The sequence below is a fragment of the Paranoxybacillus vitaminiphilus genome (genome assembly GCF_003259935.1).
Classification (GTDB): Bacteria; Bacillota; Bacilli; order Bacillales; family Anoxybacillaceae; genus Paranoxybacillus; species Paranoxybacillus vitaminiphilus.
In genome coordinates this window covers 99460-125510 of record NZ_QLMH01000003.1, presented here as the reverse complement: position 1 = coordinate 125510, position 26051 = coordinate 99460, and the positions used below count along the sequence as shown (strand labels likewise).

26 protein-coding genes and 1 other annotated feature are annotated in these 26051 nt (G+C 41.5%); of the genes, 5 read left to right on the top strand and 21 right to left on the bottom strand.

Features of this window, described 5'->3' with window-relative positions; translation table 11 throughout:
• Window positions 1-180 precede the first annotated feature (180 nt).
• From B0I26_RS05510 to B0I26_RS05480, 7 genes are all read right to left on the bottom strand, one after another.
• Window positions 181-1290: a nicotinate phosphoribosyltransferase gene (locus tag B0I26_RS05510; protein WP_111644462.1), complete on the bottom strand. Its 1110-nt coding sequence runs from the start codon at window positions 1288-1290 to the stop codon at window positions 181-183.
• Window positions 1291-1365: 75 nt separating this feature from the next.
• Window positions 1366-3528, bottom strand: coding sequence for a DNA translocase FtsK (locus B0I26_RS05505; RefSeq protein ID WP_111644461.1), 2163 nt, complete (start codon window positions 3526-3528; stop codon window positions 1366-1368).
• Between the two features lie 116 nt (window positions 3529-3644).
• Entirely contained in the window at window positions 3645-4250 is a 606-nt protein-coding gene (gene ytpR / locus B0I26_RS05500; protein WP_111644460.1) for a YtpR family tRNA-binding protein, read from the bottom strand.
• 17 nt (window positions 4251-4267) lie between these two features.
• On the bottom strand, window positions 4268-5065 hold the full coding sequence (locus B0I26_RS05495; RefSeq protein WP_111644650.1) for a DUF1444 domain-containing protein: 798 nt from the start codon (window positions 5063-5065) through the stop codon (window positions 4268-4270).
• Window positions 5066-5107: 42 nt separating this feature from the next.
• Window positions 5108-5425, bottom strand: coding sequence for a thioredoxin family protein (locus tag B0I26_RS05490; RefSeq protein WP_111644459.1), 318 nt, complete (start codon window positions 5423-5425; stop codon window positions 5108-5110).
• 36 nt (window positions 5426-5461) lie between these two features.
• On the bottom strand, window positions 5462-5995 hold the full coding sequence (locus B0I26_RS05485) for a DUF84 family protein (RefSeq protein ID WP_111644458.1): 534 nt from the start codon (window positions 5993-5995) through the stop codon (window positions 5462-5464).
• Window positions 5996-6108: 113 nt separating this feature from the next.
• Window positions 6109-7182, bottom strand: a complete 1074-nt coding sequence (locus B0I26_RS05480) for a M42 family metallopeptidase (protein ID WP_111644457.1) — start codon at window positions 7180-7182, stop codon at window positions 6109-6111.
• A gap of 141 nt (window positions 7183-7323) precedes the next feature.
• Between B0I26_RS05480 and B0I26_RS05475 the strand changes: the two genes are divergently transcribed.
• Window positions 7324-7620: a PepSY domain-containing protein gene (locus tag B0I26_RS05475; protein ID WP_111644456.1), complete on the top strand. Its 297-nt coding sequence runs from the start codon at window positions 7324-7326 to the stop codon at window positions 7618-7620.
• 121 nt (window positions 7621-7741) lie between these two features.
• Here B0I26_RS05475 and trmB read toward each other — a convergent pair whose 3' ends face one another.
• On the bottom strand, window positions 7742-8392 hold the full coding sequence (gene trmB / locus B0I26_RS05470; RefSeq protein WP_111644455.1) for a tRNA (guanosine(46)-N7)-methyltransferase TrmB: 651 nt from the start codon (window positions 8390-8392) through the stop codon (window positions 7742-7744).
• Window positions 8393-8574: 182 nt separating this feature from the next.
• On the opposite strand from trmB, the gene B0I26_RS05465 reads away from it, so the two are divergent.
• Window positions 8575-8844, top strand: coding sequence for a YtzH-like family protein (locus tag B0I26_RS05465; RefSeq protein ID WP_111644454.1), 270 nt, complete (start codon window positions 8575-8577; stop codon window positions 8842-8844).
• A gap of 2 nt (window positions 8845-8846) precedes the next feature.
• Here the strand turns inward: B0I26_RS05465 and B0I26_RS05460 are convergent, their stop codons facing one another.
• From B0I26_RS05460 to pepV, 6 genes are all read right to left on the bottom strand, one after another.
• A complete protein-coding gene (locus B0I26_RS05460; RefSeq protein ID WP_111644453.1) occupies window positions 8847-9629 on the bottom strand; it encodes a phosphotransferase family protein in 783 nt (260 codons plus the stop codon).
• Between the two features lie 118 nt (window positions 9630-9747).
• Window positions 9748-11901 (bottom strand): type I pullulanase, encoded by a 2154-nt coding sequence (pulA, locus tag B0I26_RS05455; RefSeq protein WP_111644452.1) that lies wholly within the window; start codon window positions 11899-11901, stop codon window positions 9748-9750.
• 54 nt (window positions 11902-11955) lie between these two features.
• Window positions 11956-12933 (bottom strand): NERD domain-containing protein, encoded by a 978-nt coding sequence (locus B0I26_RS05450; RefSeq protein ID WP_111644451.1) that lies wholly within the window; start codon window positions 12931-12933, stop codon window positions 11956-11958.
• A gap of 68 nt (window positions 12934-13001) precedes the next feature.
• The gene (thpR, locus tag B0I26_RS05445) at window positions 13002-13568 is read right to left on the bottom strand and encodes an RNA 2',3'-cyclic phosphodiesterase (RefSeq protein WP_111644649.1); all 567 of its coding nucleotides are present in this window, start codon (window positions 13566-13568) and stop codon (window positions 13002-13004) included.
• Between the two features lie 154 nt (window positions 13569-13722).
• Window positions 13723-14913 (bottom strand): MFS transporter, encoded by a 1191-nt coding sequence (locus tag B0I26_RS05440; RefSeq protein ID WP_111644450.1) that lies wholly within the window; start codon window positions 14911-14913, stop codon window positions 13723-13725.
• Between the two features lie 192 nt (window positions 14914-15105).
• Entirely contained in the window at window positions 15106-16518 is a 1413-nt protein-coding gene (gene pepV / locus B0I26_RS05435; RefSeq protein WP_111644449.1) for a dipeptidase PepV, read from the bottom strand.
• A gap of 378 nt (window positions 16519-16896) precedes the next feature.
• Here pepV and B0I26_RS05430 point away from each other — a divergent pair, with 378 nt between their 5' ends.
• On the top strand, window positions 16897-17118 hold the full coding sequence (locus tag B0I26_RS05430) for a DeoR family transcriptional regulator (protein WP_111644448.1): 222 nt from the start codon (window positions 16897-16899) through the stop codon (window positions 17116-17118).
• Between the two features lie 128 nt (window positions 17119-17246).
• Here B0I26_RS05430 and B0I26_RS05425 read toward each other — a convergent pair whose 3' ends face one another.
• Window positions 17247-17939, bottom strand: coding sequence for a 16S rRNA pseudouridine(516) synthase (locus B0I26_RS05425; RefSeq protein WP_409991413.1), 693 nt, complete (start codon window positions 17937-17939; stop codon window positions 17247-17249).
• 146 nt (window positions 17940-18085) lie between these two features.
• Here B0I26_RS05425 and B0I26_RS05420 point away from each other — a divergent pair, with 146 nt between their 5' ends.
• The gene (locus B0I26_RS05420) at window positions 18086-18331 is read left to right on the top strand and encodes a prefoldin domain-containing protein (RefSeq protein WP_111644446.1); all 246 of its coding nucleotides are present in this window, start codon (window positions 18086-18088) and stop codon (window positions 18329-18331) included.
• Between the two features lie 103 nt (window positions 18332-18434).
• Here B0I26_RS05420 and B0I26_RS05415 read toward each other — a convergent pair whose 3' ends face one another.
• Window positions 18435-20057 carry a putative polysaccharide biosynthesis protein gene (locus B0I26_RS05415; RefSeq protein ID WP_111644445.1) on the bottom strand — a complete coding sequence of 541 codons (1623 nt, stop codon included), beginning with the start codon at window positions 20055-20057 and terminating at the stop codon, window positions 18435-18437.
• A gap of 129 nt (window positions 20058-20186) precedes the next feature.
• Here B0I26_RS05415 and B0I26_RS05410 point away from each other — a divergent pair, with 129 nt between their 5' ends.
• On the top strand, window positions 20187-21461 hold the full coding sequence (locus B0I26_RS05410) for a BaiN/RdsA family NAD(P)/FAD-dependent oxidoreductase (RefSeq protein ID WP_111644444.1): 1275 nt from the start codon (window positions 20187-20189) through the stop codon (window positions 21459-21461).
• A gap of 64 nt (window positions 21462-21525) precedes the next feature.
• Here the strand turns inward: B0I26_RS05410 and B0I26_RS05405 are convergent, their stop codons facing one another.
• From B0I26_RS05405 to B0I26_RS05385, 5 genes are all read right to left on the bottom strand, one after another.
• Window positions 21526-21705 (bottom strand): sporulation protein Cse60, encoded by a 180-nt coding sequence (locus tag B0I26_RS05405; protein WP_111644443.1) that lies wholly within the window; start codon window positions 21703-21705, stop codon window positions 21526-21528.
• A gap of 110 nt (window positions 21706-21815) precedes the next feature.
• The gene (locus tag B0I26_RS05400) at window positions 21816-22124 is read right to left on the bottom strand and encodes a rhodanese-like domain-containing protein (protein ID WP_111644442.1); all 309 of its coding nucleotides are present in this window, start codon (window positions 22122-22124) and stop codon (window positions 21816-21818) included.
• 63 nt (window positions 22125-22187) lie between these two features.
• Window positions 22188-24605, bottom strand: a complete 2418-nt coding sequence (gene leuS, locus B0I26_RS05395) for a leucine--tRNA ligase (RefSeq protein ID WP_111644441.1) — start codon at window positions 24603-24605, stop codon at window positions 22188-22190.
• A gap of 76 nt (window positions 24606-24681) precedes the next feature.
• Window positions 24682-24909: a binding site (T-box leader), on the bottom strand.
• 648 nt (window positions 24910-25557) lie between these two features.
• The gene (locus tag B0I26_RS05390; protein ID WP_111644440.1) at window positions 25558-25722 is read right to left on the bottom strand and encodes a glycogen biosynthesis protein GlgD; all 165 of its coding nucleotides are present in this window, start codon (window positions 25720-25722) and stop codon (window positions 25558-25560) included.
• Between the two features lie 15 nt (window positions 25723-25737).
• Window positions 25738-26001 (bottom strand): YtzC family protein, encoded by a 264-nt coding sequence (locus tag B0I26_RS05385; protein WP_111644439.1) that lies wholly within the window; start codon window positions 25999-26001, stop codon window positions 25738-25740.
• Window positions 26002-26051: the final 50 nt, after the last annotated feature.

The following is a 26051-nucleotide window of genomic DNA, read 5'->3' as shown; positions in this document are numbered from 1 at the left end:
ATCGTCTATCTGTAAGACAGTATATGACGTTCATCTAGATTTGTTATTTGCCTAAAAAATCTTCCTTTTTCGTATGTATTCTCACATTTCAACATTATATCACTGTTTTGTGTTAAAGACTATGAGGAAAAAGAAAACTGATAGAACTTCCTCTATCAGTTTTCCCCCAGCAAACCACTATTATATCTCCGATAAATCGACTTTTTCTAACCGTGGATTTGGGCGATATCTTCTTCCGGCTTTTGCTTGATGCTTTCCGTTCAACAATACGTTGTCACCTGTAAAACCGATATGAACCTTTAATAAGCTGCTGCCAACTCCGTACATATCGACGGGGACTCCCTGCTTTTCAAACTCAATAATTCGCTGTTCGTTAAATCCTCCGCTGACAACAATTTTAACATGATTGAATCCTTCGCGGTCAAGCGCCTCACGAAGCGCGAAAATGAGAGGCGGGTTAACACCGCGCGGATCAAACGTACCAAGCACTTCTGGGTGACGGATAAAATATTGGTCAATCATCGTTCGTGACGTATCAACACGAACACCTTTTAATTTGTCGCCAAACTCACGGGCAACGCGCAGCGCATCCGTAATACAGTCATTATTATAGTCGACAAGTACAATTAAATCATCATCCGGATATTTGGCATGATACGCTTTTGCTGCCGCAACAACATCTCCGTCAAATAGTTGGATGAGTGCATGCGGCATTGTTCCCATGCCTTCTTTTCCCCACCATTCATTCATCGCATGAGTCGCCTGTGCCGTTGAGCCGCCGATGAACGCAGCGTAGCCGTCACCTGCCTGCATCATGAAATGATCGTCGCGATCTCCCATAAAGATAATTGGCTTTTGTACCCCGGACAACGCTGCTGCTTTTACTACATTATACACGTTTGTCGCAACGGATGTTCTCCGCGCTAAAATTCCGTCAATAATTCCTTCTAAATAACCGAAGTTTTGATAAGGGCCGGTAATCGTTAAAACGGTTTCAAAAGGACTTATCTTATCTCCGTCTTTCAATGAGTAAATTTCCAAACTGTCCGGATCATCCGCGAACGTTTTGACAAGGGCAATGACTTCGTCTGTGCCGCAAAGAACGGCATGTTCTTTTTGGAAAAATTGCATTGTCACAATATTATCGGGGCGAAATTCGCGCACAATTTCTCTCGTTTTTAAAAAATATACAGCTGAAAACCAGCCGTCACGCACCCGCTCATCAAATTTAAACGTTTTATTTGTTAATCTCTTAATTTTTCCCTGCAGCTTTAATTCGATCTCCTTCATCCTTAAGCTCCCTCGCTAAATATATATAATTATTATTATCTTTCGTTAAACGAAAGAATATCACGTTTGTTTATTTTATAACATCGTTTCTTGTAATTTTGCCAGCTCTTCTTCTGTAATTAACACATCACGCGGTTTACTGCCGCGCGCTTCCGAAATAATCCCGTGCTCTTCCATCATCTCAATTAATCTTGCAGCGCGGTTATAACCGATGCGGAATCGTCTTTGCAAGCTTGAAGTCGACGCGCCTCCTTGTTGAACAACAAATTCACATGCTTCCAAAAATAATTCATCATCTTCATGGGAAAGTGAGCTTTGTTTAATAAGATCCTCCTGCTGAAACAAATATGACGGTGCCATTTGACTTTTTACATGGGCAACGACACGCTCAATTTCTTCATCAGAAACATAGTTTCCTTGAACGCGAACCGTCTTCGATGTGCCGTTTTCAAGAAAGAGCATATCACCCCGGCCAAGCAGCTTCTCGGCTCCGTTCGTATCGATAATCGTTCGCGAATCAATTTGCGAAGAAACGGAAAAAGCAATTCTTGTCGGAATGTTTGCTTTAATAAGGCCGGTAATGACATCGACAGAAGGGCGCTGTGTCGCAACAATTAAGTGAATCCCGCAAGCTCTCGCTTTTTGAGCAATGCGGCAAATCGCCTCCTCTACATCAGCAGGTGATACCATCATTAAATCAGCGAGCTCATCAATAATAATAACAATATACGGCATATGATGCTCAAGCTTTTGTTCTCGCTTCACTAATTCATTATAGCGGTTAATATCCCTGACCCCAGCATGAGCAAACAATTCATAGCGGCGTTCCATCTCTTCAACCGCCCATTTTAAGGCGCCGGTCGCTGCTTTTACGTCAGTAATGACCGGACTCACCAAATGCGGAATATGATTATACGGTGCAAGCTCAACCATTTTCGGGTCGATTAATAATAGCTTTACTTCATGAGGAGCGGCCTTGTAGAGCAAGCTTACAAGCATCGCATTAATACAGACGCTCTTTCCCGATCCTGTTGCCCCGGCAATCAGTCCATGCGGCATCTTCTTTAAATCTGTTACAATCGGTGTTCCCGATATATCTAAACCGAGAGCGACAGTGAGCGGTGACGGATTTCTTACAAAAGCCGGACTCTGCAAAATCTCACGAATAAACACAGGACGGCTTTGCAAGTTCGGAATTTCAATACCGATGGTGCTTTTTCCCGGAATCGGCGCTTCGATGCGAATATCCCTCGCTGCCAAGCTCAATTTAATGTCATCAGCCAAGCTGGTGATTTTATTCACTTTTACTCCCCGTTCAGGCTGCACTTCAAACCGGGTCACCGTCGGTCCTTGTGTGACACAGACAACAGCCGCGCCTACATTAAAGCTTTCAAACGTCTGATTTAACAATTCCCGCTGCTCATTGAGCCATTGTTCATCATTTTCCTGTCTTTCGACGGGGGGATTCAACAGCGTCAACGAAGGAAAGCGGTATGATTGAGACTGTTCCTGTTTCTTCCGTTCCTCCCATTTTTGCCGATCTTGCTTCAGCATAATAACGTTGTAAGGAATTGGAGAGCGCCGCTTTTCTTTTTGTTCCTGCTCTCTAAACTGATTTTGTTCTATCTGTTGCGCTTCTTCGGCCTGTTGCACTTCTTCGGCAGCCGCCTTTTCATCCGCTTGTTCACGATTATTCGCTAATGTTTCTTCTTCATTTTTCGTTAAGTCAAAGTTTGCTAATGGATCGGTATCTTCCGTTGGCAAAAGCGCTGCCGCTCGTATTTCCTCAACTTCTTCTTCAAATCTATTTATCTCATTACTAACTAGCGGTGTTTTATCGTCCTCCAACACGATCTCCACAATCTCCTCGTCTTTTTGAGGGAATATCGCTGCTTCGGAAGTTATCTCAAATTCCACCGGTTCTTTTTTAGGACGTTGTTTATATCCATAAATGGGAGATGGCACTTCTGAAGGACGAAACGGTTTTTTTCTCACCTGCTCACTTGATTCATTTATCAATGTCGCTGCCACCTCACGAACGGCAGATACCCGCTTTGGAGATGACATATGTTCATCGGGAATAAGCGGGAAACGAAACTTCCCTTTTGGATATTGGTATGTCACTTTTGTTTCTATGCGAAAAGAAGACGACGGCTTCGTTCGTTCTTGCTTTTCTGCAGAAATTCGTTCTTCCTCTTCTTCCCTCATCAAATTGAATAGTTTTTTCAGCCATTTCATTAATAATCACTCTTTCATTAATGTACCTTACAACATAATTTATTTTAACAATAATTCGGGAATTTTCTACAAAAAAGTCACTAGATATACATCTAGTGACTTTTTAACTAAACATTTTACTTAAAAAACGGCTGACCTACTTCATATTCATCGGATAAAACAAGAATTCCCTTTTCTTGTGGAGCATTTGGCAAATCAAGTTCACGCGCCGAGCAAATCATGCCATATGACGGAACGCCGCGCAATTCCGCCTCGCGAATCACTAAGCCGCTTGGCATGACCGCACCGATTTTCGCAACAACCACCTTTTGACCGGCTTCCACATTCGGTGCGCCGCAGACAATTTGCAATACTTCATTGCCGACATCGACTTTACATACGCTTAACTTATCAGCTTTTGGATGCTTCTCTTTTTCTTTTACATAACCAACTACAAACTTCGGTGAAAAATCGGCCTTTAGCTGTTCAGAAAAACCATTTTTCGCTAAAATCTCATTAATAACAGAGACGATTTCTTCATTGAGATCAATCGAACCGTTTCCTGTAAACTCATCATAATTGGATGCATTGAAAATATTGTAGCCGACTGTTTCACCTGTTTCTTCATGAAAAATGCGGGCAACATCTCCCTTTTTTTCAAACGCCCGTTGTTCAGGATCGATCGTTTTTAATGAAACAAGCAATACATCTCCGATACCTTCACGATTGTAAAATATATTCATCGCTCAAACATCCTTTCTTATTTTTTTGTACGATTTTTCCCTAAAATGAAAATTGGTTCTAGTTCTCCATTTTCATATAAGAACGATAAGGCGGTAATCGGAACACGTCCGCTGGCAAAAAAGCTCATCGTCATCTGCGCAAGTACATCATAGCCAACTTCATTGCGAATGTCAGCAATAATAAGGACATCTTGATGCGGAACGGCAAGTACCATTGTCCCGGTTATTTTTTCGGAAAACTTAGCTAAAAACGGCTCATTTAAAATGCGGCTTGCATCATAACCATCGTTTGTATTAATAAAATAAAAAATATTATCCGCCACTCGATCTTCTTTTACTTTCATTTCTAACGAACGAACGTTAAAACGGGCGATTTCTTTAACGCGATTTTCCTCCCAGTTTTCTTTTTCGATGAGCTTTTTGTCAATTAAACGATATGTACTGCCTAAATCAAGAGCATAGTAAATCCGCGTTTCCGCCGTATGCTCATCGTAAATAAGCGGTATACCTTCGCTTGTTTCTAAAGGAAATGAAGTAGAACGAATAACAGGGTAAATGTCTTTTTCTTTACCGGATAAGGAATGGGTTTCGTTCATGCTCGTTAATGTCTGCTCGATATAATAAACCACTTCATCAATCGCCGCTTCTTTTTTCTCTTCCCATTTCGCAATGATGCCCGGCAATGAAATGGTTACTCCCTTTTTTATTTCTTTATTTTCTACACGGAGGGTATCCTTTTTCGCATCAAAAAGGAACACCCAATCGTAATGCGCAAGTCTTTTTTCAATTTCCTTCCGCATTTGTTTGCTGTCCATTTTCATGCATTTTCCCTCCTTTCCGTCCCATTTTCCGAAAAATCAGCGGTTTAATCCGTTGATAAACTGCTCAACTTCTTCCTTTGTTTTTCGTTCTTTGCTGACGAAACGGCCGATTTCTTTTCCATTTTCATAAGCAATAAAGCTTGGTATGCCAAAAACATCGTGTTCAATACATAAATCTAACAATTGATCGCGGTCGACAGAATAAAACGCATAATCAGAAAATTGCTGCTCAATTTCCGGAAGAACCGGTTTTAACACTTGACAGTCAGGACACCAGTCCGCTGTAAACAACATGATGACTTTTCCTTCTTGAATAACTTCTTTATATTGTTCAACGTTTTCAATAGATTTCATATCTCAATCTCCTTTCATCATCTTTTTATAATAACGTTAATCATCGATTTTGACAAAACAATTCGTTTGAAATTCGTATTGACCGGCTAATAGCTTGACAATATGAATAAACATTTCCGCACGGTTGACATAGCCGTTTGTAAAAATGCCGACAGCTCCTTCCTTTTTCCGGATATTTCGCATTCCCGTGTATTCATCCATCACATCACCAAGCTCTTTACCGTCGCGCACTCCTTGTGCAACTTCAGGGGGAAGCGGAATTCGCGCCCCTCCAGCCGAAACAACAACACCATCTTTATCAACAAGCGCCCCCCAATTGCATACCCATAACCTCTTGTTCATTTCGACCACGCCGCCTTCAAGCCCAATTCCGATATCGGCATTTTCTTTTTTTAACGCGTTTTTTGCCCGATTGATTGCCCCTGTTAATGTTTCTTCATCGGAAAACGGCTGCGCCGCAACATTCGAAGACACAGTCGTCGGCACTAATAGATAATTTTCAGCTGCAAAAACAGCCTGTACGGCAGAAACTTTCGCTGGATTCGTTGTACCAATCGCAATTTTTTTCATTTGCTTCACTCCACCTTCTTATTGAAAAAGAGGCCGCCTCATCATGGTTGACCCCTTGAACATTGATGCCGTTCAAGAGCAGGCCACTTTGTTTTGAGACAGCCTCCCTGTTATTAACTGTTTTGACGAATCGTTTCAACTGTTGCCTTATCGCATTTTCTCACAAGCTCAATCAACAGCTGTTTGGCTGCCGCGTAATCATCGACATGAATCATCGATGCATGCGTATGTATATACCGCGAGCAAATGCCGATCACAGCAGATGGAACACCGTTATTAGATATGTGAACACGGCCGGCATCTGTACCGCCCGGTGACACGAAATATTGATAAGGAATATGATGCGTTTCTGCTGTATCTAGCACAAATTCGCGCATGCCGCGATGGGTTACCATCGAGCGATCGTAAATACGAACGAGAGCCCCTTTGCCAATATGGCCGAATTCGTTTTTATTCCCTGTCATATCGTTGGCAGGGCTTGCATCTAACGCGAAAAAGATGTCAGGCTTAATCATGTTTGCCGCTGTTTGCGCTCCTCTTAAACCAACCTCTTCTTGAACCGTTGCCCCTGAATATAAAACGTTTGGCAATGTTTCATCTTTCAATTCTTTTAGCAGTTCAATCGCCAAACCGCAGCCGTAGCGATTGTCCCATGCTTTTGCAAGAATTTTTTTCGGGTTCGCCATCGGTGTAAACGGGCAGATTGGCACAATTTGCTGTCCCGGCTTAATGCCCATTTTTTTCGCATCTTCTTTATCGTCGGCACCGACATCAATGAACATATTTTTTATATCCATCGGCTTATTTCGCTGTTCTTCTTGAAGTAAATGCGGCGGAATCGAGCCGATAACACCGATCACCGGTCCGTGTTCGGTAATAATTTGTACACGCTGCGCCAATAGCACTTGACTCCACCAGCCGCCAAGCGGTTGGAAACGAATCATGCCGTTTTCCGTAATCGATGTCACCATAAAGCCTACTTCATCCATATGTCCGGCAACCATGACAACTGGACCGTTCTCATCGCCGCGTTTCACGCCAAAAATGCCGCCGAGACGATCTTGCACAACCTCGTCAGCATATTTAGCCAATTCCTGACGCATAAATTGACGCACTGCATGTTCATTTCCCGGCGCTCCCGGAAGTTCTGTCAACGTTTTAAACAATTGTAATGTCTCTACGTTCATGACCAAATCCCCTTTTGCCAAATTCGTTCCCTTTCCTTTTATCATTGTAGCGAAAACTTGAAACCCTTTCCACTTTGCTTACAATTATTTAGCAAAATTAGTTATACTAAAGAAAACAAATAACACTTTGGAGGTTAAATAATGAGTTGGCGGAAATTTTTTATCGGTGTCGGCGTTGGATTTGCCGCGGCTTACATATTAAACGCATCGTTAGATAAAAAAATGATTTCTTCGGAAAAAGCGCTGGCACTTGCGAAAAACGCTTTTAAACAATCAGGACCCATTGTCGGGTCTTGGATTCAAACCAATCCGGAAAAATACGAAAAAGACCATTTCGTTTATGACGTATATAAAGGCGGAATTTCCCGCGAAACAGAACAGTATGAGTTTATCATTGACGCTTATACAGGAAAAATTCTCGAAACACGCAAGCTATAAATTGGGGGCTGTCTCAAAAGCCAAGGGTCAGCCCCACAACACAATATATCGGACATCCTGCTGGATAAATAAGCGATATATTGTGAAACATACGTTGAGGTCAGACCCTTATGAGACAGCCCTATTTTTTATCATTTGGGTATTTTACTTCACAACGGTAAATCCGGCTTCCTTTTGCAGAAAACTTTTCTTCGTACTCTGTCATAATATTTCCCTCAAAATCGCTATTATGAAGATCCAAGCTGACATATTGAAGCAATAAGCCGTATTGGGAAAAGCTGACTAATGAATATTCAAACAAGCCTTGGTTATCTGTTTTAAAATGAATTTCCCCGCCGTCAACTAAAATATTCTCATAAAGCTGCAAAAAGCTTTTATATGTTAAACGGCGTTTTTCGTGGCGTTTTTTTGGCCATGGATCAGAAAAATTTAAATAAATCCGCTCAACATCTCCTTTGGCAAAATAACGTTCCAAGTCTTTGGCGTTTACATTTAACAGCCGCAAATTCGGTAAATCATTCTCAATCAATTTATCGAGCGCTGAAACGATGACGCTTGGATAACGCTCAATGCCAATATAGTTAATATGTGGATTGGCTTTCGCCATCCCGACAATAAATTGGCCTTTACCAGTTCCGATTTCTATATGAAGAGGGTGATCGTTTCCAAACAGTTCATGCCATTTTCCTTTATACTGCTCTGGATTAGGTGCAACGTATTGTGGATACGAGGCAATTTTTTCTTTTGCCCAAGGTTTATTTCGTAAGCGCATATAGACACCTCAATTTCTTTTTGATCGTTGTCAAAGATATCATGTACATCGTGAAAGTGCAAGAATGCTATCAACAAAAAAACAGCCGTACAAACGACTGTTGTCATATGTCGTATAAATTTCTGCTGATGGCACAAATTAAAATAGCAGCCTGACCTTTATTTTAAAAAGGAAGTGTGTTTATGCCGCTAAACCATGAACATCAAATGACGATACTGAAAGATATTTTATCAAATCAGCAAACAGATTGCTGCGGAACCGTTTCCGAATGCGAACAAATCGAACGGCTTGTCAAATCATTAATAACAAATGAGAACGTACAGCCGCAAATAAAAAACGTGCTGCCTGATATATATGCATACGGACAAGCCGGAAAATACAGCGCTAATTTAGATGACCATATTCTTTCGCACCAACAGCAATTAACAGAGTGGATGAACCAATTGTCATAAACCTATTTACCCAAAACTCTTTCAAGGAAATGCAGCAGCCGTTGCATTTCTTTTTCTTCGTTTTTCGTTTTATACCAAAGAAACGAAAATAACGTTTGCGATACAACATACCATTTCATTCGTATCCGTAAATGCTCCGTTAACTGAACTCCGTAAATACGCAGCCACTCTTCCCATTGCTCCTCAGGAATATAGGAATATAAAAGCATGCCGATATCAATTGCCGGGTCAGCAATCATCGCCCCGTCCCAATCAATTAAATAAAGTTGATTATCTTCTGTAAGCAGCCAGTTATTATGATTAATATCGCAATGACAAACGACCAATTCTTCATGCTCAACAGAAGCAAGTTCGTGCTCCAGCCAGCTTAATGCATGCTGAATGATTGGATAAGTCTCCAACAAATCAGAAGTGAGGGACACTTTCAGTTCGTTTATCATCATTGCCGGTAGTAACGGGGTTTTCCCAAGCCGCTTCAGCATCGCCAATAATTCTTTAGAGCAATGGATTTTCCGCAACAAATTTGCTACTTGTTCGCTCCCCATATCATGCGGCTTTAATTCCCGCGCATTCAGCCATTGCTGAGCTGTAATGACATCTCCATTCTCCATCCGTTTCGTCCATACTAGCTTAGGAACAATTCCTTCCGCTGACAGTACAGCAAGAAACGGTGAAGAATTTCGTTTTAAAAACAGCTTTTTTCCTTCGTATTCAGCAAAATATGCATCTCCAGTAGCACCGCCAGCAGGAGTTATTTCCCACTCCTTACCTAATAACTGTTCCAAGCAAGTTCACCTTCAACTCATAAAAATAAAAAGACAGCATTACCTGACTGCTTATTTTCAGACAATCGCTGTCTTACTAGATTTTATCTTTCAAACGCTTTTTTCGTCAAGTATAAGTCTATTCCTTATATAAGACAAACGTTGCAATACCAAAAATTTGCACACTTTGGTTTACTGTATATAAAGAGTGGATACCGCTTCTCTCTCCGTCGCATACAACATGCCATATATCCTCATCCGGCAACGAAACCGTCTCATTCTTTTCTTCATTATGATGAATGATTAAAATATGTTTCCACGGACCATATTTATTGACATGGCATAGCTGATACACAATCATTGATTGAGGGACGTTTTCGAAAAACGTCATATGTGTTCGTATTTCGTCAGCAGTTGATAAACGAAACGCACCGTGATATTTTCTAAGCGCAATTAATCCTTGAATATAACGAACATCTTTCTCATGCTCGCTTTTTCTTCTCCAGTCAAGTTGATTAATTGAATCTGGAGAGTTATAGCTGTTTTCTACTCCCTGCTTCGTACGGTAAAATTCTTGACCGCTATGCAAAAACGGAATTCCTTGGGACAATAAGACAATTGAGGTCGCTAATTTTTGCCGCTTTTTCCTTATCTCTTCGCTTTCAAACGCATTGCAAACAGCAGCTTTATCCCAAAATGTCCGATTGTCATGGGATTCCACATAATTGATGGTTTGAACAGGCTCTTTAAACAGTCCTTTCTTTCCTGTTCCTAAAGAAATGCTTCCGGCAATCGCCCGTTTTACCTCTTCCCGATAATGACCATTGCCAAGCGTGAAACCTCTATCGTATAAATTAAACGTACTGCCTTTGACACAATCGCGAAAACGGTCGTTAAAATGAGCAATGCGCGGCATCTTTTCAGCGTTTTGCATATTCGCCTTGTCTTTAGGTGACAATGGAGTATTTAAATCCCAGCCCTCTCCTATAATAAGAATCGAAGGGGCTATTGCATCTGCCGCCTTACGGATTTCATTCATTGTGTTTACGTCCAAAATCCCCATTAAATCAAAACGAAAGCCGTCGACATGATATTCCTGCAGCCAAAATCGAACCGAATCGATAATAAATTTGCGGGCCATCTTCCGCTCAGAAGCAAAATCGTTGCCGACACCTGTACCATTTGCAGGCATTCCATAGGCATCATGACGAAAATAATAGCCGGGAACAATCTTTTCGAACGAAGATTGTTCCCGAATGTAGACATGATTGTAGACAACGTCCATAATGACGCGGATTCCATTTTCCTGCAATGTCTTAATCGCATGCTTTAACTCATAAATGCGGACATACGGATCGACAGGGTCAGTTGCATAACTCCCCTCAGGAGCGTTATAGTGCAACGGATTATAGCCCCAGTTGTAATCTTTGTCTGGATTTCGTTCATCAACGCCGGCAAAATCGTTAAACGGAAGCAATTCAACATGGGTAATTCCGAGCTCTTTTAAATACGAAAGTCCCGTGCTCGTTCCGTTTGGTCCTTTTGTATGCTGCTCACTTAATCCTAAATATTTTCCCTTATGCATGATCCCGCTTTCCGGATGAATCGTAAAATCACGAATATGCATTTCATAAATAATCGCATCTGTCGGCGAAGATAATGGAGGCAAAGCTGGTTTGGACCATCTTGTCTTTGCTAAATCAACAATTACACCATACTCACCATTCACGGAAACGGCTACAGCATATGGGTCAACCGCTTCACGCCAGACGAGATTCACACATACAAGATATGTATAATAATACCCTTCCAAATTCTCCGCAACTGAAATAGTCCAAATGCCTTTCTCATGACGCACCATCTGTATCATTTGTACGTCTTCTTTTTCTCTCCATAATTTCAGCTTTACTTCGGTTGCCGTCGGAGCCCAAAGTTTAAATATCGTCTCATGTTCGCGATACGTAATTCCAAGGTCGTCACCATCATAGTAATAGCGGTTATCAAATTCTGTTGTGCGAGTGACGGCGCCAATTTGCAAATCAGTAAATGCTCCGTGCTCCTCATAAATGATATATCGCCCGCCAATTTCAATCGGAAAATCAAAGCGGCATTCGTATTTCAAAAAAGCAGGCAAATCAATTTTTCGCTGAATCGGTAAATCTCGTTTTTCACCACGTTCATTCTGTAACGTAAATGCACTGACCAACCCTTGAAAATACGATTTTGGAATTAAAATGGTAATCAGATTCATTTCGTCTAAATACGCTTCAAATGTTCGCTTCACTTGCAACAAGTAACCCTCACCTCCTAAGAACATAGATTGATGGGACTGACCTAAAAGAAAGTGTCAGCCCCCTTGTTCTTCATCTTCATCCATCTCCTGCCATTCTAAACGTTCGCTATATTGACTTTGACAATAACGCAGCAATGCCGAAGCGGCTTTCAGCTGAATGTGTTTTAACGGAGAGGTCAAGTTTCTTAATGAAGAAAACCATTGTTCATAATTGCGCTTGTCAATCAATTGAATATCTTGCGGAGCATATTTATAGTCTAAATATCCATTTCGGTTTAAAATCACCTTTTTTATCGGGAATTGTATATGATGTGCTTGATAAATTTTTTTGATAATATTTTCTGTTCGATTCAAGGCAATGAGCGGATTGACGATTTTTTTCTCTTTGCCATTCGTTAATTCTGTCCAAAAGCGTTCGTGAGAACCGATAATAATATTATCCTCTTTCCCTTCGGCAAAAGTGATGCACCACGTCATAATCGGGCTCAATAAAATCACTTCTAATTCAACCGGAGCATTTTTCAAGCGAAATACAGGTTTATATAAACATAAATATGTATCAGGAAATCTTTGTAAAAAATATTTTAAATTTTCATCATAGTAATATTTTTTATCGATGATCGATGCATCCCTTAATGTAGAGCTCGCCCACTGAAGCTGCAGATGGAATAGTTTTTCAAGAAACAAGGCTTTTAAATCGGCTAGCGTATGTGGTTCAGTCGTAAAGGAAAAGGAAAAAGGAGCTTCTCCGCTATTCTCGTCTGCATCTTCGTTCTCCCTTTCTTCTGGTTGAGAGGAGCGCCTGAACCAATTTTTCACCGTTGAAAAGAACGATTGTTTCTCCTCTAACCATTCCTCTGACTCCTGCATTTGCTCTTCAGCTGAATAAAGAGCATCGAGCATCTCATTTTCCCATGCGTATTTTACTTTTTCCCATTGTGCCTTCTTTAGACGAATAAATTTGCCCGGATAACGATAAATATCTTGTTCATACCGTGAAATGTAATCTTGCAGCTTAATTAATTGTCCCACCAAACAACCTCCAAAATAAGAGCATTCTATCTTTATAATATAATCAATCTTTCACGAATACTCCACTGTTATTGCAAAAGCGGACATATGAACAACGGCTCATATTTTGGCACTCTCTCTAAATGAGTTTGATACAATACAATGCGATCTGCAAGAAATGAAACATTTTCCACTTTGCCTGCGGTTATCGCCCTTATTTTTCCCAATGCAAACTCTGTCTCTCCTTGCCATTTGCGCGCCATTGTAATATGAGGAGCAAACGGACGTTGATCTAACGAAAAGCCGATATCGATACAAGCGTAATAAACATCATCTCGAAGTTCACGCAATTTCGGCTCTTCCTTCACCCCTTGCCATAAAATTCTCGGTGCCGAGCGATTACCAAACGTACTGATTGTATCCAATGTAAGCATGAACGAATCGTGCGACTTGGCGATTCGTTCCATTGCCTGCTTCACTTGCTCCAATTGGATAGAGGAGGCCTCCCCTAAAAAGGCGAGTGTAATATGATAATCTTGTTTATGTACCCAGCTGCGAAACGGAAATAATTCCTTCAGCTCAGCTTGCAGCTGGACAAGCCGCTCGCTAATTTCTGTCGGAATCGGTACAGCGATAAAATAATGATTTTTTCTCACATCCCTTGCCCCTTTCTTTTTAAACGAACATGATTGTTTCATAATTTTATCAAATTTCATATTCCCTTCAAATTTTTGTAATAAAAATCAAGACAAATTTCTCTTTATAATAGACACAACATCCTATTTATAAATTATTTGCTCTTCCAAGAAATCAATGATGATGAGCAACAGCTTTTTTTCTTCTATCTAACGTCATAATGGCAAATAAAATCAGCAAACCGATAAACGTTAAAATGCTAAAGAATAAATATACATGTCCGGCAGGCCACTGTTCGAGAATATAGCCGCCGACAAACGTGCAAAACCAACTTCCTAATCCGTTGCCAACTGCCGAATAAAGAGAAACGGCTGTAGCGCGCACACCGTCAGGGGCTATATCGCGAACATATTGCAAGGCAGCGGGAATGAACAGGCCAACGGAAAAACCTTGGGCAATTGTTGTCGCATAAACAAGTATTAACGGCGGTTCAAAAAAATAAAACAGCCAGCGGCATGCCGAAATCGAAGCAGCAAATAATAAAATCGGCACCATACCATAGCGGCGAATAAATGAGTCTGCTACTTTCATAAACGGTGCTTCACTTCCCGCCGCCAATAAAAAAGCAATGCCTACTCCTGTTAACGTACCGCCGATTTCCTTTATAAATACACCAAAATAAAAATTGTTTGCATAAATCGGCCCAAACACAAGAAACGTCGTTAATAAAAATAATAAAAACTTCGGCACCTTAATTAATTGAGCCATTCCTGCAAAAATCCGCACGCTCATCGTTTGGTTCTCACGCGGCAGCTTCCAAGCAAACAGTGCAGCTAAGCATAAAATAAAAGTAAACAAATAAAAAATCATGTCAATAAAAAACTTCTCTGAAAGCCAGCCGCCGACAAGCACCGAAACAGCAAAGCCAATTGCTCCCCAGAGGCGAATCGCGCCATAATTTCCTTTTGACTTTTGCACATAATTAAGGGTGATACTGTCCGAAAGCGGAACAATCGCGCTTTGAGTAAATGCTAATAAAGCGGAAACAACGAGAAACCATACGTATTGCTCGACGAACGAATAAACAATTCCGAACAACGCTGTCCCAATTAATGTAATCGTTAAAACAGCAACCGGCCTTTGTGTATAATCACTAATCATTCCCCAAAACGGCTGAACAAAAATCATTACAATTGGGCTAATCGACATAATTGTACCAATTTCTGTCCCTGATAGTCCTACCGTCTCTTTCAAATAAACCGACAATAGCGGAAATAATGAGCCGAAAGCAAAAAATGTTAAAAAATAAAACAGTTGAAATGTCCACTTACTTTGTCGTTCTCCGCGTTTTAACACAAAATCCATGATGTTTCCCCCACATTCTTTCATTCATGAAAATAAGGCTGTCTCATAAGGTTTTGACTTCCTCGAACCATAACAATATTTAGGGCTTTTTCCTTCCGGTGCCCATATATTGTGGTTGAGGAGCCTAGTTTTTGAGACAGCCTCTCTCTCTATATAACACTATATACTATGTAACATATATTGGAAAGAAAATCATTTCGCAAGCTCGTAAATCGCTTGGGCATAAATGGCCGTCGCTTTTAATAAATCTTCGATCATAATATATTCATCCTTTTGGTGAGCGACATCCGGTCTTCCCGGAAACTGCGGCCCAAAGGCAACACCAGCGTTTAATGAACGGGCATACGTCGCACCGCCGATGGAAATTAAAAACGCTTTTTCGCCGGTTTGTTCCTCATACACACGTTGCAGCGTCTTGACAAGAACATGGTTTTTGTCAATATGATGCGCCTTGAGACCGCTGAAGTTTTCAAGCGTAAATCCGCATTTTTCACAAACTTGTTCAATCGTTTTCTTCGTTTGTTCCATATCGTTCGTTACCGGGTAACGCAAATTTACCCCTAACTTTCCGCCCGTTTCTTGACGATAGGATAAAATACCGACGTTAATCGTTAAATCACCGGTAATATCATCAGAATAAGCAACCCCAAGCGCACCCCCGCGCGAATCTCCGACAAAATAATCATTAACGAAACGAATAAATGCTTGGGCATTTTTATCCAATGATACTCGAGCTAAAAAACTCGCCATAAAAAGTCCGGCGTTTTTTCCGTTGTTCGGCTCCGCACCGTGAGCGGAAACTCCTTCAAGCCGCAATGTGACTGTTTTATCATTGACAGCCGCCTGACCGTTTAGGCCGTTCGTGTGAAGAAACTGTTCAAAATACTGCTTAATTTCATTACTTTGTCCATTTTTCACTAACAATACCGCTTCAGCAAAATCTGGAACCATGTTATAGCGAAGCCCGGATTGGAACGATTGCAATTGAATATCGCCATTTTCATTTGTCTCGACAGGTTTCTGACACAAATCAAAATCAGCAATGCCTTTTTCGGCATAAATGATTGGAAAATCCGCATCCGGTGCAAACCCCATCGTCGGCATTTCCTCGTGTTTAAAATAATGGTCCACACAGCGCCAATTGCTTTCCTCGTCCGTGCCAATAATCATCCGCACCCGTTTCTTTAATGGCAATCCTAGTTCCTTCACAATTTTCATCGCATAAAAAGCGGCCATGGTCGGTCCTTTATCATCAATGGCTCCGCGGGCATAAATTTTCCCATCGCGAATTTCTGCAGAAAAAGGATCACTTGTCCATCCGTCTCCAGGCGGAACAACATCGACATGGCATAAAACCCCAACCAGTTCTTCCCCTTGTCCAAACTCTAAATGCCCTGCCAAACCGTCCACATTTTTCGCCGTAAAACCTTCTGCTTCGCCGCGGCGAAGCAAATATTGAAGCGCCTCGTATACCCCTTGTCCGAGCGGAGCTTCTTTTGTAGCACTTGCTTCGTCAAGCACGCTTTTAATGCGTAAAAATTGCTGTGTATCACGAATAAGCTCTTCTTTTCGTTTTAATACTTCTTCCATCCAATTAATGTTCATGGCGAATCCCTTCCTTCAACGTTCTTCCCTGACAACGTATCATACAAAACCTAAAAATGTCAAAATAATGAAGCAGCGTGTATGAACAACCGGCATTTCGTTAACAAATTTCTAAAATGATTCACACATTTTTCAATAAAAAAGCAAGAAAAGTTGTAAAATTATTCTTTATTTTTGTTATAATGTAAGTATCATTTTTACACTAGCATAAGAAAATGGTGGAAATATACGAATGTTTTGTTAATTACACAACAATTGTGGCATTTTTCGCTTATGCTCGTGTAAAATGATAGTAAAAGAGACATCTTAAGAAATAATCTCTCATCTAGGTTGAAGTGTGTTGCGCCATGCGGATTACGAATGATAGGGAGTGGTCTTTTGAAACCTTCAACTCATCGGATGCTAACGCGTATTAAATCTGTTTACATGTTCATCAATGAACGTGGAACAGTAACAACGCAGGAACTCGTTGATGAATTTGGCATCACCCCAAGAACGATTCAACGAGATTTGAACGTGTTAGCATATAACGACCTAGTTCGCAGCCCAAGCAAGGGCAAATGGACAACAACCAATAAGAAGGTGAAAATGTCCTCTTAATTGGGATTCTCTAGAGAGAAAGGTGAGAGGTTATTCAACACTCCAAGCTGTTAGCCTCAATATGCCAAACAGTAAACAATGAATATTGATATAAAAAGGAACCTGTTGTGAAGGTTCCATTTTTTTCGTTACGTTTGCTGAAAGCTTTTTAATAATGCCACTTCTTCATCCGTTAATTCGCGATACTCGCCAAGTGCAAGCGACTCATCAAGCGAAAGCGGTCCCATTTGAATTCTCTTTAAATAGACGACACGTTTCCCTACAGCTTGAAACATTCGTTTTACTTGATGAAATTTCCCTTCTGTAATCGTCACTTCTACATCAGAGCGAATCCCCGATTTTAAAATAACAAGCTCGGCTGGTTTTGTTTTATAGCCGTCATCAAGAACAATCCCTTGACGAAACGCCGCAACATCCGCTTCTGTGACCTCACCATCAATGACAGCAAAATACGTTTTCGGAACATGTTTTTTCGGTGACAACAACTGATGGGCAAGTTGCCCGTCAGTTGTCAGTAACAATAATCCTTCCGTATCCTTGTCCAATCGTCCAACCGGAAACGGCGCAAAAATTTTGTCCTCTTCTTCAAGCAAATCAATAACCGTTTCCTGCACGACATCTTCGGTAGCTGAGATGACTCCAGGCGGTTTGTTCATCATTAAATATATAAATTCTTTATATTGAACTTCTTCTCCCCATACCGTTACAACCTGTTCATCGGGGTTCACCTGCATCTTCGGATCCTTCACAATGACATCATCTACTTTTACAACGCCTGACTTTAGCAACTTTTTCACTTCTTTGCGCGTTCCATAGCCCATATTGGCTAGCAGCTTATCAATCCGTAAACTCAATGTTCACCCCATCCTTTCGTGAATTTTTTGTTTTTTTAGGCATTCGTCTAGTCCGCTTTTATCACTATTACATACACTGCTTAAGAAGAAACAACAGAGAGGAGTTTTCAAACATGGATTATCGTCAGCAACAACCTACTGGCATTCCAGGCTACCCTGGTGGTTTTCCTGGTGGTTATCCAGGAACCCTTGGAACCCCTGGAACCCCTGGCTATCCAGGCTTTCCTGGAAACATCGAACAACGTCTCAATCAAATCGAAAGAACATTACAGCGTCATACAGAACGCTTAAACCGTTTAAACCGCCGTCTTCAACGAGTAGAGCGTCAACTTGGTTTCCCTTTTTCAGACGGTTTTTAATGTGTAAGGAAGCTGACCCAAAAGCTAAAATGTCAGAGCCCCACAACACGGTATATAGGACAAATGAACGATATATTTGTGAGATGCGTGTGAGGTCAGGCACTTATGGGTCGGCCCTTTTTTTCTTTCTTAAAAATGCAAAGCGATCGCCGAACAAATATATAAGCAGTTCGGAGCGATAGCTCATATAAAAATAAGCAGCTGCTCCAACAAGCGCACCAATAAAAACGAGGACAATCGAATCAAACTTGCCGCCGTTATAATGCAACGCAATCTCCAATAAAGCGACAACAACACTTACTACGATGCACATGATCGCCGTAAAAATTCCCATTAATAAAGTTCGGCGAAAAACGAGGCGATAACGGTATTTTGCATACTTTTTAATGATCCATAAATTGAATGCCACCGATACGAAATAACCAAGAGTAGTCGCCAAAACAGCCCCGATTGTCGCAAATTTTGTAATGAAATAATAGTTAAAAATGAGTTTTACAAACAATCCGATTGTTAAGCCAATAACAGTGAAGCGTTGTTTGTTAATTCCTTGCAATATCGCAGAGGTAACGGAAAAGAGCGCAAAGAAAATCGCTGCCGGTGCATACCATCGCAACACTTCGCTCCCAAGTTTATCGTAGCCGTAAAAGGTCGTATATACCGGTTCGGCTAATAATGCCATGCCAGCCACTGCCGGCAATGTTAAAAATAACATTACTTGGAACGTTTGATTAAGCTGTTTTCTTAATAGCTTCCGGTTGCGTTCGATATATGATTTTGTAATCGCTGGAATTAACGTTAAACTAAAGGATGTCGCCAGCGTAACAGGAATAATAATTAATTTTTGCACCCATATATTAAAAATCGCATAAGCCTTCTCAGAAACAGCAGCGAGTCCAATGCTTGCCATCGCCCGGTTAAATGTAAACAGGTCAATTAATTGAAAAAGAGGCATCGCCAAGCCGGTAAAAACAAACGGTGCAGCATACATAATCAACTCTTTATACATATCCGAAAGCGATGGTTGAAGCTGTCCCTTATCTTTTTGTAACAATTCGTCAAGAGCCTCTTTTCGTTTGAACCAATACCAAATTAATACACCTAAACCGCCTAACGCCCCGATAAATGCGGCAAATGTAGACAAACTGATCGCTGTTACTAAAGAGCCGTCTAACACTTTCAGCACGACATAACAACTTCCAAGCAAAAAGATGATGCGAACAAGCTGCTCAATGACCTGCGAAATGGCCGTAGGTCCCATTGATTCGTGCCCTTGGAAAAAACCGCGAATCAAGCTCATGAGCGGGACGAGCAAAAGGGCAAAACTAACAGCGCGGATGACTGTCGTTACATCTTCGACTGTATTTCCATTTCCGCCGTCGCTAATCACCAATGGTGCAATCATCGGCGCAATCGTATATAATATAGCGAATGACAAAAAGCCAGTGAATGACATTAGCAGCAAGCCTGATTGAAACAGTCTTCTGCCAACGCGGTATTCCCCTAATGCATTATATTTAGACACAAATTTAGAAACAGCAAGCGGAACCCCCATTGTCGCAATGCTGATAAAAATCGTATATGGCACATAACCGTAACCGTACAGTGCACCGCCGCGATCGCCTACAAGCGCTTCAAACGGAAATACATAAATTAATCCGAGCAAGCGGGACAGCATAACACCAATGGTTAAAATGAGCGTTCCGCGCAGTAAATTCGACGATGACATAATATCCCTTCCTTAGCACGAAAGCTTTTCAAATCGTAACTATAGTATTTTATCATATTCCCGTTTAAGTCGAGAAACTTTCTTCATTCATTTATAATGGAAAGCGATTGAAAGGTTGGTGAAGATAATATGAAGTATGATGTGATTGTCGTCGGCGGCGGCCCTTCTGGATTAATGGCGGCGATTGCGGCCGGAGAGCAAGGGGCAAAAGTATTGCTTATCGATAAAGGGGACAAGCTCGGACGCAAGCTGGCGATTTCCGGCGGCGGGCGCTGCAATGTGACAAACAGACTGCCTGTCGATGAGCTTGTAAAACATATCCCGGGAAACGGCCGCTTTTTATACAGCGCGTTTTCCGTATTCAACAATGAAGACATTATCCGCTTTTTCGAACGTCTTGGCATTCGTCTGAAAGAAGAAGACCACGGCCGCATGTTTCCGGTGACGGACAGCGCGCAATCCGTCGTTGACGCGCTTGTGAAGGAACTGAAAAAACGAAACGTTCATATTCGCATCAATACCCCCGTCGCCGATGTAGAGTACGAAAACGGCAAAACAATCGGCATTACGTTAAAAACAGGGGAATTTATCGCTGCTAAAAGCGTTGTTGTCGCTGTTGGCGGCAAATCGGTTCCCCAAACCGGCTCAACCGGTGACGGTTACGCTTGGGCAGAAAAAGCAGGACATACGATTACAGAGTTATTTCCAACAGAAGTACCGATTACTTCAGAGGAACGATTCATTAAAGAGCGAGTCTTGCAAGGCCTTTCCTTGCGCGATGTAGCGTTAAGCGTACTCAACCAAAAAGGAAAAACGGTTATTACGCACCGAATGGATATGATTTTTACTCATTTTGGCATCTCCGGCCCGGCGGCGCTTCGTTGCAGCCAATTTGTTGTGAAAGAGTTAAAAAAAGCGAAAACGAATGCAGTGACGATGAGCATTGATGCGATGCCCGATAAAAATGCGGAAGAAATTTTCCAAGAGATTGTGAAATTATTAAAAGCAGAGCCAAAAAAAGCGGTAAAAAACGTACTAAAAGGATTACTGCCGGAACGATATTTACTATTTTTATTAGAAAAAAATGATATCGATCCGCAAACAACCGCAAGTACGATCTCAAACGAAAAAGTGCGCGCATTCGTGCGTGACTGTAAACAATTTCAATTCGATGTCCATGGCACGCTGCCGCTTGAAAAAGCGTTTGTCACCGGGGGAGGCGTATCTGTCAAAGAAATTCACCCGAAAGAAATGTCGTCAAAGCTCATGAAGGGACTTTATTTTTGCGGAGAAATTTTAGATATTCACGGCTATACAGGCGGTTACAATATTACCGCGGCGCTCGTCACCGGAAGGCTTGCCGGAATGAGCGCAGCAAAGAGCGCATTAAATGAAAAAGGTTGACAAAAAAGGGGGAGCTTCCTTTTTATAATTCAGATAGGAAGCAGCCCTTTTTGTATTTATTAAGTCAATCGCGATAAATGACCATCGCTGAAAAACAATAAACTTGTTCTCCTTCCGACTCCATGGCTGCCACTTCATATTTAATGTCAATCAGTTGTCCCTCGTTCAATCCTGCCAGAAATTGATTTACTGCACTTTCCAAATCTTTTTCATGCTCTTTATCAAACAATTTTACCTTATACACGGCTTCCTCTCTCCCCTGCTTTCTGTATACTCATATTAAAAAGTTCCTGCATCCGAAATAAAATAATAAAGAGGCGTCTCAGCATGATGAGATCGCCTCGTTGCTTTTCGCTATTTCGTTACTTCTCCATCCCATGCAAGCATGCCGCCGACCATGTTGCACACTTTGTAGCCCATGTCCTGCAAATAGCGGCAAACGGTTCCGCTGCGATTACCAGAACGACAGATGAAAATGTATTCTTCATCTTTGCTGAATTCGTCTAGACGATTCGGAATCTCGCCCATTTTAATATGCTTTGCCCCTGGAATCATGCCGTGCGCTACTTCTTCATCCTCGCGGACATCGATTAAATTTAATTTTTCCCCGTTTTCCAGTTTCACTCTTAGCTCTTCGGCTGTAATTTCTTTGATTTCTTCCATGAATGATGAAATCCCCTTTCTATATATTGTCCCCCACTCATCATCGTGAGGGACTTTTTTACGTTAATTCGCTACAATATTCACCAGTTTTCCTGGAACGGCAATGACTTTGCGCACTGTTTTTCCTTCGATTTGTTCTTTAATTTTCGCATCTTCCATTGCGATTTGCTCAAGCTGCTCTTTCGAAGCATCAGCCGGCACATGCAATTTCGCGCGCACCTTGCCATTTACTTGTACAACAATTTCAACCTCATCGTCTACTAGTTTTGCCTCATCATAGGCAGGCCACGCTTCGTATGCGATTGTATTGTCATGGCCAAGTTTTTCCCATAACTCTTCAGCGATATGCGGGCAAACTGGCGACAATAGCTTTACGAAGCCTTCCATGTATGCTTTCGGCAAAACAGGGGCTTTATATGCTTCGTTAATAAACACCATCAATTGGGAAATGGCGGTGTTGAAGCGAAGCGCTTCATAGTCTTCTGTTACCTTTTTCACTGTTTGATGATATACGCGCTCTAACGTGTCCGTTTCAGGATTATCAACGATTTTTGGATTAAGGCTGCCGTTCTCTTCAACGAATAAACGCCATACGCGGTCCAAGAAACGGCGTGCCCCATCTAAACCTTTTGTTGACCAGGCAATCGATGCTTCAAGTGGTCCCATGAACATTTCGTATAGACGCAATGTATCCGCGCCATGGCTCTCGATAATATCATCCGGATTGACAACATTTCCTTTTGATTTACTCATTTTCTCATTATTTTCACCAAGAATCATGCCTTGGTTAAATAATTTTTGGAACGGCTCTTTCGTCGGGACAACACCGATGTCGTATAAGAATTTATGCCAGAAGCGGGCATATAATAAGTGAAGTACGGCATGTTCTGCACCGCCGATATAAACGTCAACCGGAAGCCATTTTTTCAATTTCTCAGGGTCGGCAAGCTGGTCAGGATTGTGCGGGTCAATATAACGTAAATAATACCAGCAGCTTCCCGCCCATTGCGGCATTGTGTTTGTCTCACGGCGTCCTTTTTTACCTGTTTTCGGATCGACAACATTTACCCAATCTTCAATGTTCGCAAGCGGAGACTCGCCTGTGCCGGATGGTTTAATTTGATCCGTTTTCGGAAGGAGTAACGGAAGTTCTTCCTCAGGCACCGGTGTCATTGTGCCGTCTTCCCAATGAATGATTGGAATTGGCTCGCCCCAATAACGTTGACGGCTGAATAACCAGTCGCGAAGACGGTACGATACTTTCTTTTCCCCTTTGCCGTTTGCTTCGAGCCATTCAAGCATTTTCTTAATCGCTTCTTCTTTGTTTAAACCGTTTAAGAAGTCAGAGTTGATATGCTCACCGTCACCGGTGTACGCTTCTTTCAAAATATCGCCGCCGGCAACGACTTCTTTGATTGGCAAGTTAAATTTTTTCGCAAATTCGTAGTCGCGTTCATCGTGAGCAGGAACAGCCATAATAGCTCCGGTACCGTAGCTCATTAATACATAATCGGCAATCCAAATTGGCAATTTTTCGCCATTGACTGGATGAATCGCATAAGCGCCAGTAAATACGCCTGTTTTTTCTTTTGCCAAATCCGTGCGCTCAAGGTCGCTTTTGCTTTGGATTTGCTGTAAATAAGCTTCGACTGCCGCTTTTTGCTCAGGCGTCGTAATTTTTTCCACAAGCGGATGCTCAGGAGCGAGTACGGTATAAGTCGCCCCAAACAATGTATCAGGACGAGTCGTAAATACTGTAAACGTCTCATCATGACCGTCAATGGCAAAGTGAATATTCGCCCCTTCTGAACGGCCGATCCAGTTGCGCTGCATTTCTTTAATGCTTTCCGGCCAATCCAACTCTTCTAAATCTTCAAGCAAGCGGTCCGCATACGCCGTAATGCGAAGCATCCATTGTTTCATCGGCTTGCGGATCACCGGATGGCCGCCGCGTTCACTTTTACCATCAATCACTTCTTCATTCGCAAGCACCGTTCCTAACGCCGGACACCAGTTCACAGGCACTTCATCGATGTAAGCTAATCCTTTTTCATACAACTTTAAGAAAATCCATTGTGTCCATTTGTAATAGTTCGGATCGGTTGTGTTTATTTCACGATCCCAGTCATACGAGAAACCTAATGATTTAATTTGGCGACGGAAATTATTGATGTTTTTCTCCGTAAATTCAGCCGGGTCGTTCCCTGTATCTAACGCATATTGCTCAGCAGGTAAACCGAACGCGTCCCATCCCATCGGATGAAGAACATTATACCCTTGCATGCGCTTCATGCGCGCTAAAATGTCAGTTGCGGTATACCCTTCCGGATGCCCAACATGAAGTCCCGCGCCGGACGGATAAGGGAACATATCAAGCACATAAAATTTGCGCTTGCTGTCATCTTCGACCGTCTTAAATGTTTTATTTTCTTCCCAATACTTTTGCCACTTCTTTTCAACTTCACGGTGATTGAAGCTCATTTTCTTTCCTCCTATCTGTCTCTTTCTATTTGGATCATTGTTAACAAAAAGGGTAATGAAAAAACCTCTCTCCCTAAAAAGGGACGAGAGGTTGAAATTCCCGCGGTACCACCCTATTTAGCACACAAAAGCGTGTACTCACTCAAATCCTTAACGCAGATTCACGGCGAACATTACTAGGCGCTGGGCCGTTTACGTTCGCAACTCAAAGGCGAGTTCGTGAACAAACTTCGGTTGACTTGCACCGGCCGTCAACTCTCTGCATTCCGTTTTGTTCACTACTACTCCTTTTCACCGTTATTTCCCAATATTTTTTTATAGTCATTATTTTAAAAAATTTGTCGGTTTGTTGCAAGTAGAGGGGAGAAAAAATGCACTAGCACTATTTATTTGCTTTCCAGCCATTATCATAAAACAAATAAGCCTATGCGGTGATTTTTGAATGTTATTATATGAATATTTGTTTAGATCGTTACGTTTAGTAAAAAATTCATCAACACAAAATATTTTAGGGAATATACGTTAACACTTTAAAACCATCATAATTCCAAAAAGAAGACGAATGATATGAATGTGTAAAGCTAAACACTAAGTCTTGTCAGTTTATTATTAAATTTTCTCTCACCGGTACGTTGGCATTTCCAGAAAAGCCTTTCTTTGTTCAAGAGTTTAAACGTAAGGGAAAACAGTTCGCTTCTGCATATAGTTAGTTATGGAAGAAATTATAGCTAAAACGAAAATAACACAAACTTTCTAAACATCTTCATAATGCTTCGGAGTAACTCAATCCAAATCCATTTATTCCACTTTCTTTTTTTACAGAACACATATATCGCATAATGCGGCCAATCGTGAAAAAAGTCGAGTGCAATCAATGCCGTTAAAGTTGTAAGTTTTACGATTTTTAACAAAAAAGAGCTTGCCGTAAGCGCGGCAAACTCTTTTTATATTGCTATTCAACATGCTGTTTCGATTTTTGCGGCTGTCCGCCTGTTTGTTCATACACTTTTTTCGCTTGTTTAACCGGATCAAAATCTTTACCTAACTCGATATCGTTATTATTGATGCCGTTTCTTGTTTTTTGTTCCGGATTGTTTTGCTTAGAACGTTTCTTCATTGTTTTCTCTCCTTATTAATGGTTTAATAAAACCATTTCATTTTGCAATTGTTGCATCTGCAGGCGCATGCGATGCAGTTGTTCACGCTGCTGGGCATTGCAGCTTAATGCTAAATGGGCAAGCTCATTATTCGCTTCTTCCAGCATTTGTTGCGCTTTTGTATATTCGGTATCGTTGTAATGTTCTTGTTTTTTCGCTTCTGTATATTGGTCCTTGGCGTAGCGAATCACATCTTCACAACGTTGTAAAAACTCATCCACTGACTGCCGCGTCGCCATATGCTTCCCTCCAATGAAAAAATAGTCTTTCTCACCATTTAATGTGTGCA

What these genes read in the sequence shown, in the direction of transcription:
- B0I26_RS05475 (WP_111644456.1), top strand. Translation starts at nt 7,324, where the DNA reads ATGAGTTGGCGGAAATTTTTTATCGGTGTCGGCGTTGGATTTGCCGCG.
- B0I26_RS05425 (WP_409991413.1), bottom strand. Translation starts at nt 17,939, where the DNA reads ATGGGCTATGGAACGCGCAAAGAAGTGAAAAAGTTGCTAAAGTCAGGC.
- B0I26_RS05420 (WP_111644446.1), top strand. Translation starts at nt 18,086, where the DNA reads ATGGATTATCGTCAGCAACAACCTACTGGCATTCCAGGCTACCCTGGT.
- B0I26_RS05440 (WP_111644450.1), bottom strand. Translation starts at nt 14,913, where the DNA reads ATGGATTTTGTGTTAAAACGCGGAGAACGACAAAGTAAGTGGACATTT.
- B0I26_RS05490 (WP_111644459.1), bottom strand. Translation starts at nt 5,425, where the DNA reads ATGAAATCTATTGAAAACGTTGAACAATATAAAGAAGTTATTCAAGAA.
- ytpR (WP_111644460.1), bottom strand. Translation starts at nt 4,250, where the DNA reads ATGAATATATTTTACAATCGTGAAGGTATCGGAGATGTATTGCTTGTT.
- leuS (WP_111644441.1), bottom strand. Translation starts at nt 24,605, where the DNA reads ATGAGCTTCAATCACCGTGAAGTTGAAAAGAAGTGGCAAAAGTATTGG.
- B0I26_RS05385 (WP_111644439.1), bottom strand. Translation starts at nt 26,001, where the DNA reads ATGGCGACGCGGCAGTCAGTGGATGAGTTTTTACAACGTTGTGAAGAT.
- B0I26_RS05465 (WP_111644454.1), top strand. Translation starts at nt 8,575, where the DNA reads ATGCCGCTAAACCATGAACATCAAATGACGATACTGAAAGATATTTTA.
- B0I26_RS05480 (WP_111644457.1), bottom strand. Translation starts at nt 7,182, where the DNA reads ATGAACGTAGAGACATTACAATTGTTTAAAACGTTGACAGAACTTCCG.
- pepV (WP_111644449.1), bottom strand. Translation starts at nt 16,518, where the DNA reads ATGAACATTAATTGGATGGAAGAAGTATTAAAACGAAAAGAAGAGCTT.
- B0I26_RS05505 (WP_111644461.1), bottom strand. Translation starts at nt 3,528, where the DNA reads ATGAAATGGCTGAAAAAACTATTCAATTTGATGAGGGAAGAAGAGGAA.
- B0I26_RS05410 (WP_111644444.1), top strand. Translation starts at nt 20,187, where the DNA reads ATGAAGTATGATGTGATTGTCGTCGGCGGCGGCCCTTCTGGATTAATG.
- B0I26_RS05390 (WP_111644440.1), bottom strand. Translation starts at nt 25,722, where the DNA reads ATGAAGAAACGTTCTAAGCAAAACAATCCGGAACAAAAAACAAGAAAC.
- B0I26_RS05415 (WP_111644445.1), bottom strand. Translation starts at nt 20,057, where the DNA reads ATGTCATCGTCGAATTTACTGCGCGGAACGCTCATTTTAACCATTGGT.
- B0I26_RS05485 (WP_111644458.1), bottom strand. Translation starts at nt 5,995, where the DNA reads ATGAAAAAAATTGCGATTGGTACAACGAATCCAGCGAAAGTTTCTGCC.
- B0I26_RS05400 (WP_111644442.1), bottom strand. Translation starts at nt 22,124, where the DNA reads ATGGAAGAAATCAAAGAAATTACAGCCGAAGAGCTAAGAGTGAAACTG.
- trmB (WP_111644455.1), bottom strand. Translation starts at nt 8,392, where the DNA reads ATGCGCTTACGAAATAAACCTTGGGCAAAAGAAAAAATTGCCTCGTAT.
- B0I26_RS05495 (WP_111644650.1), bottom strand. Translation starts at nt 5,065, where the DNA reads ATGGACAGCAAACAAATGCGGAAGGAAATTGAAAAAAGACTTGCGCAT.
- B0I26_RS05510 (WP_111644462.1), bottom strand. Translation starts at nt 1,290, where the DNA reads ATGAAGGAGATCGAATTAAAGCTGCAGGGAAAAATTAAGAGATTAACA.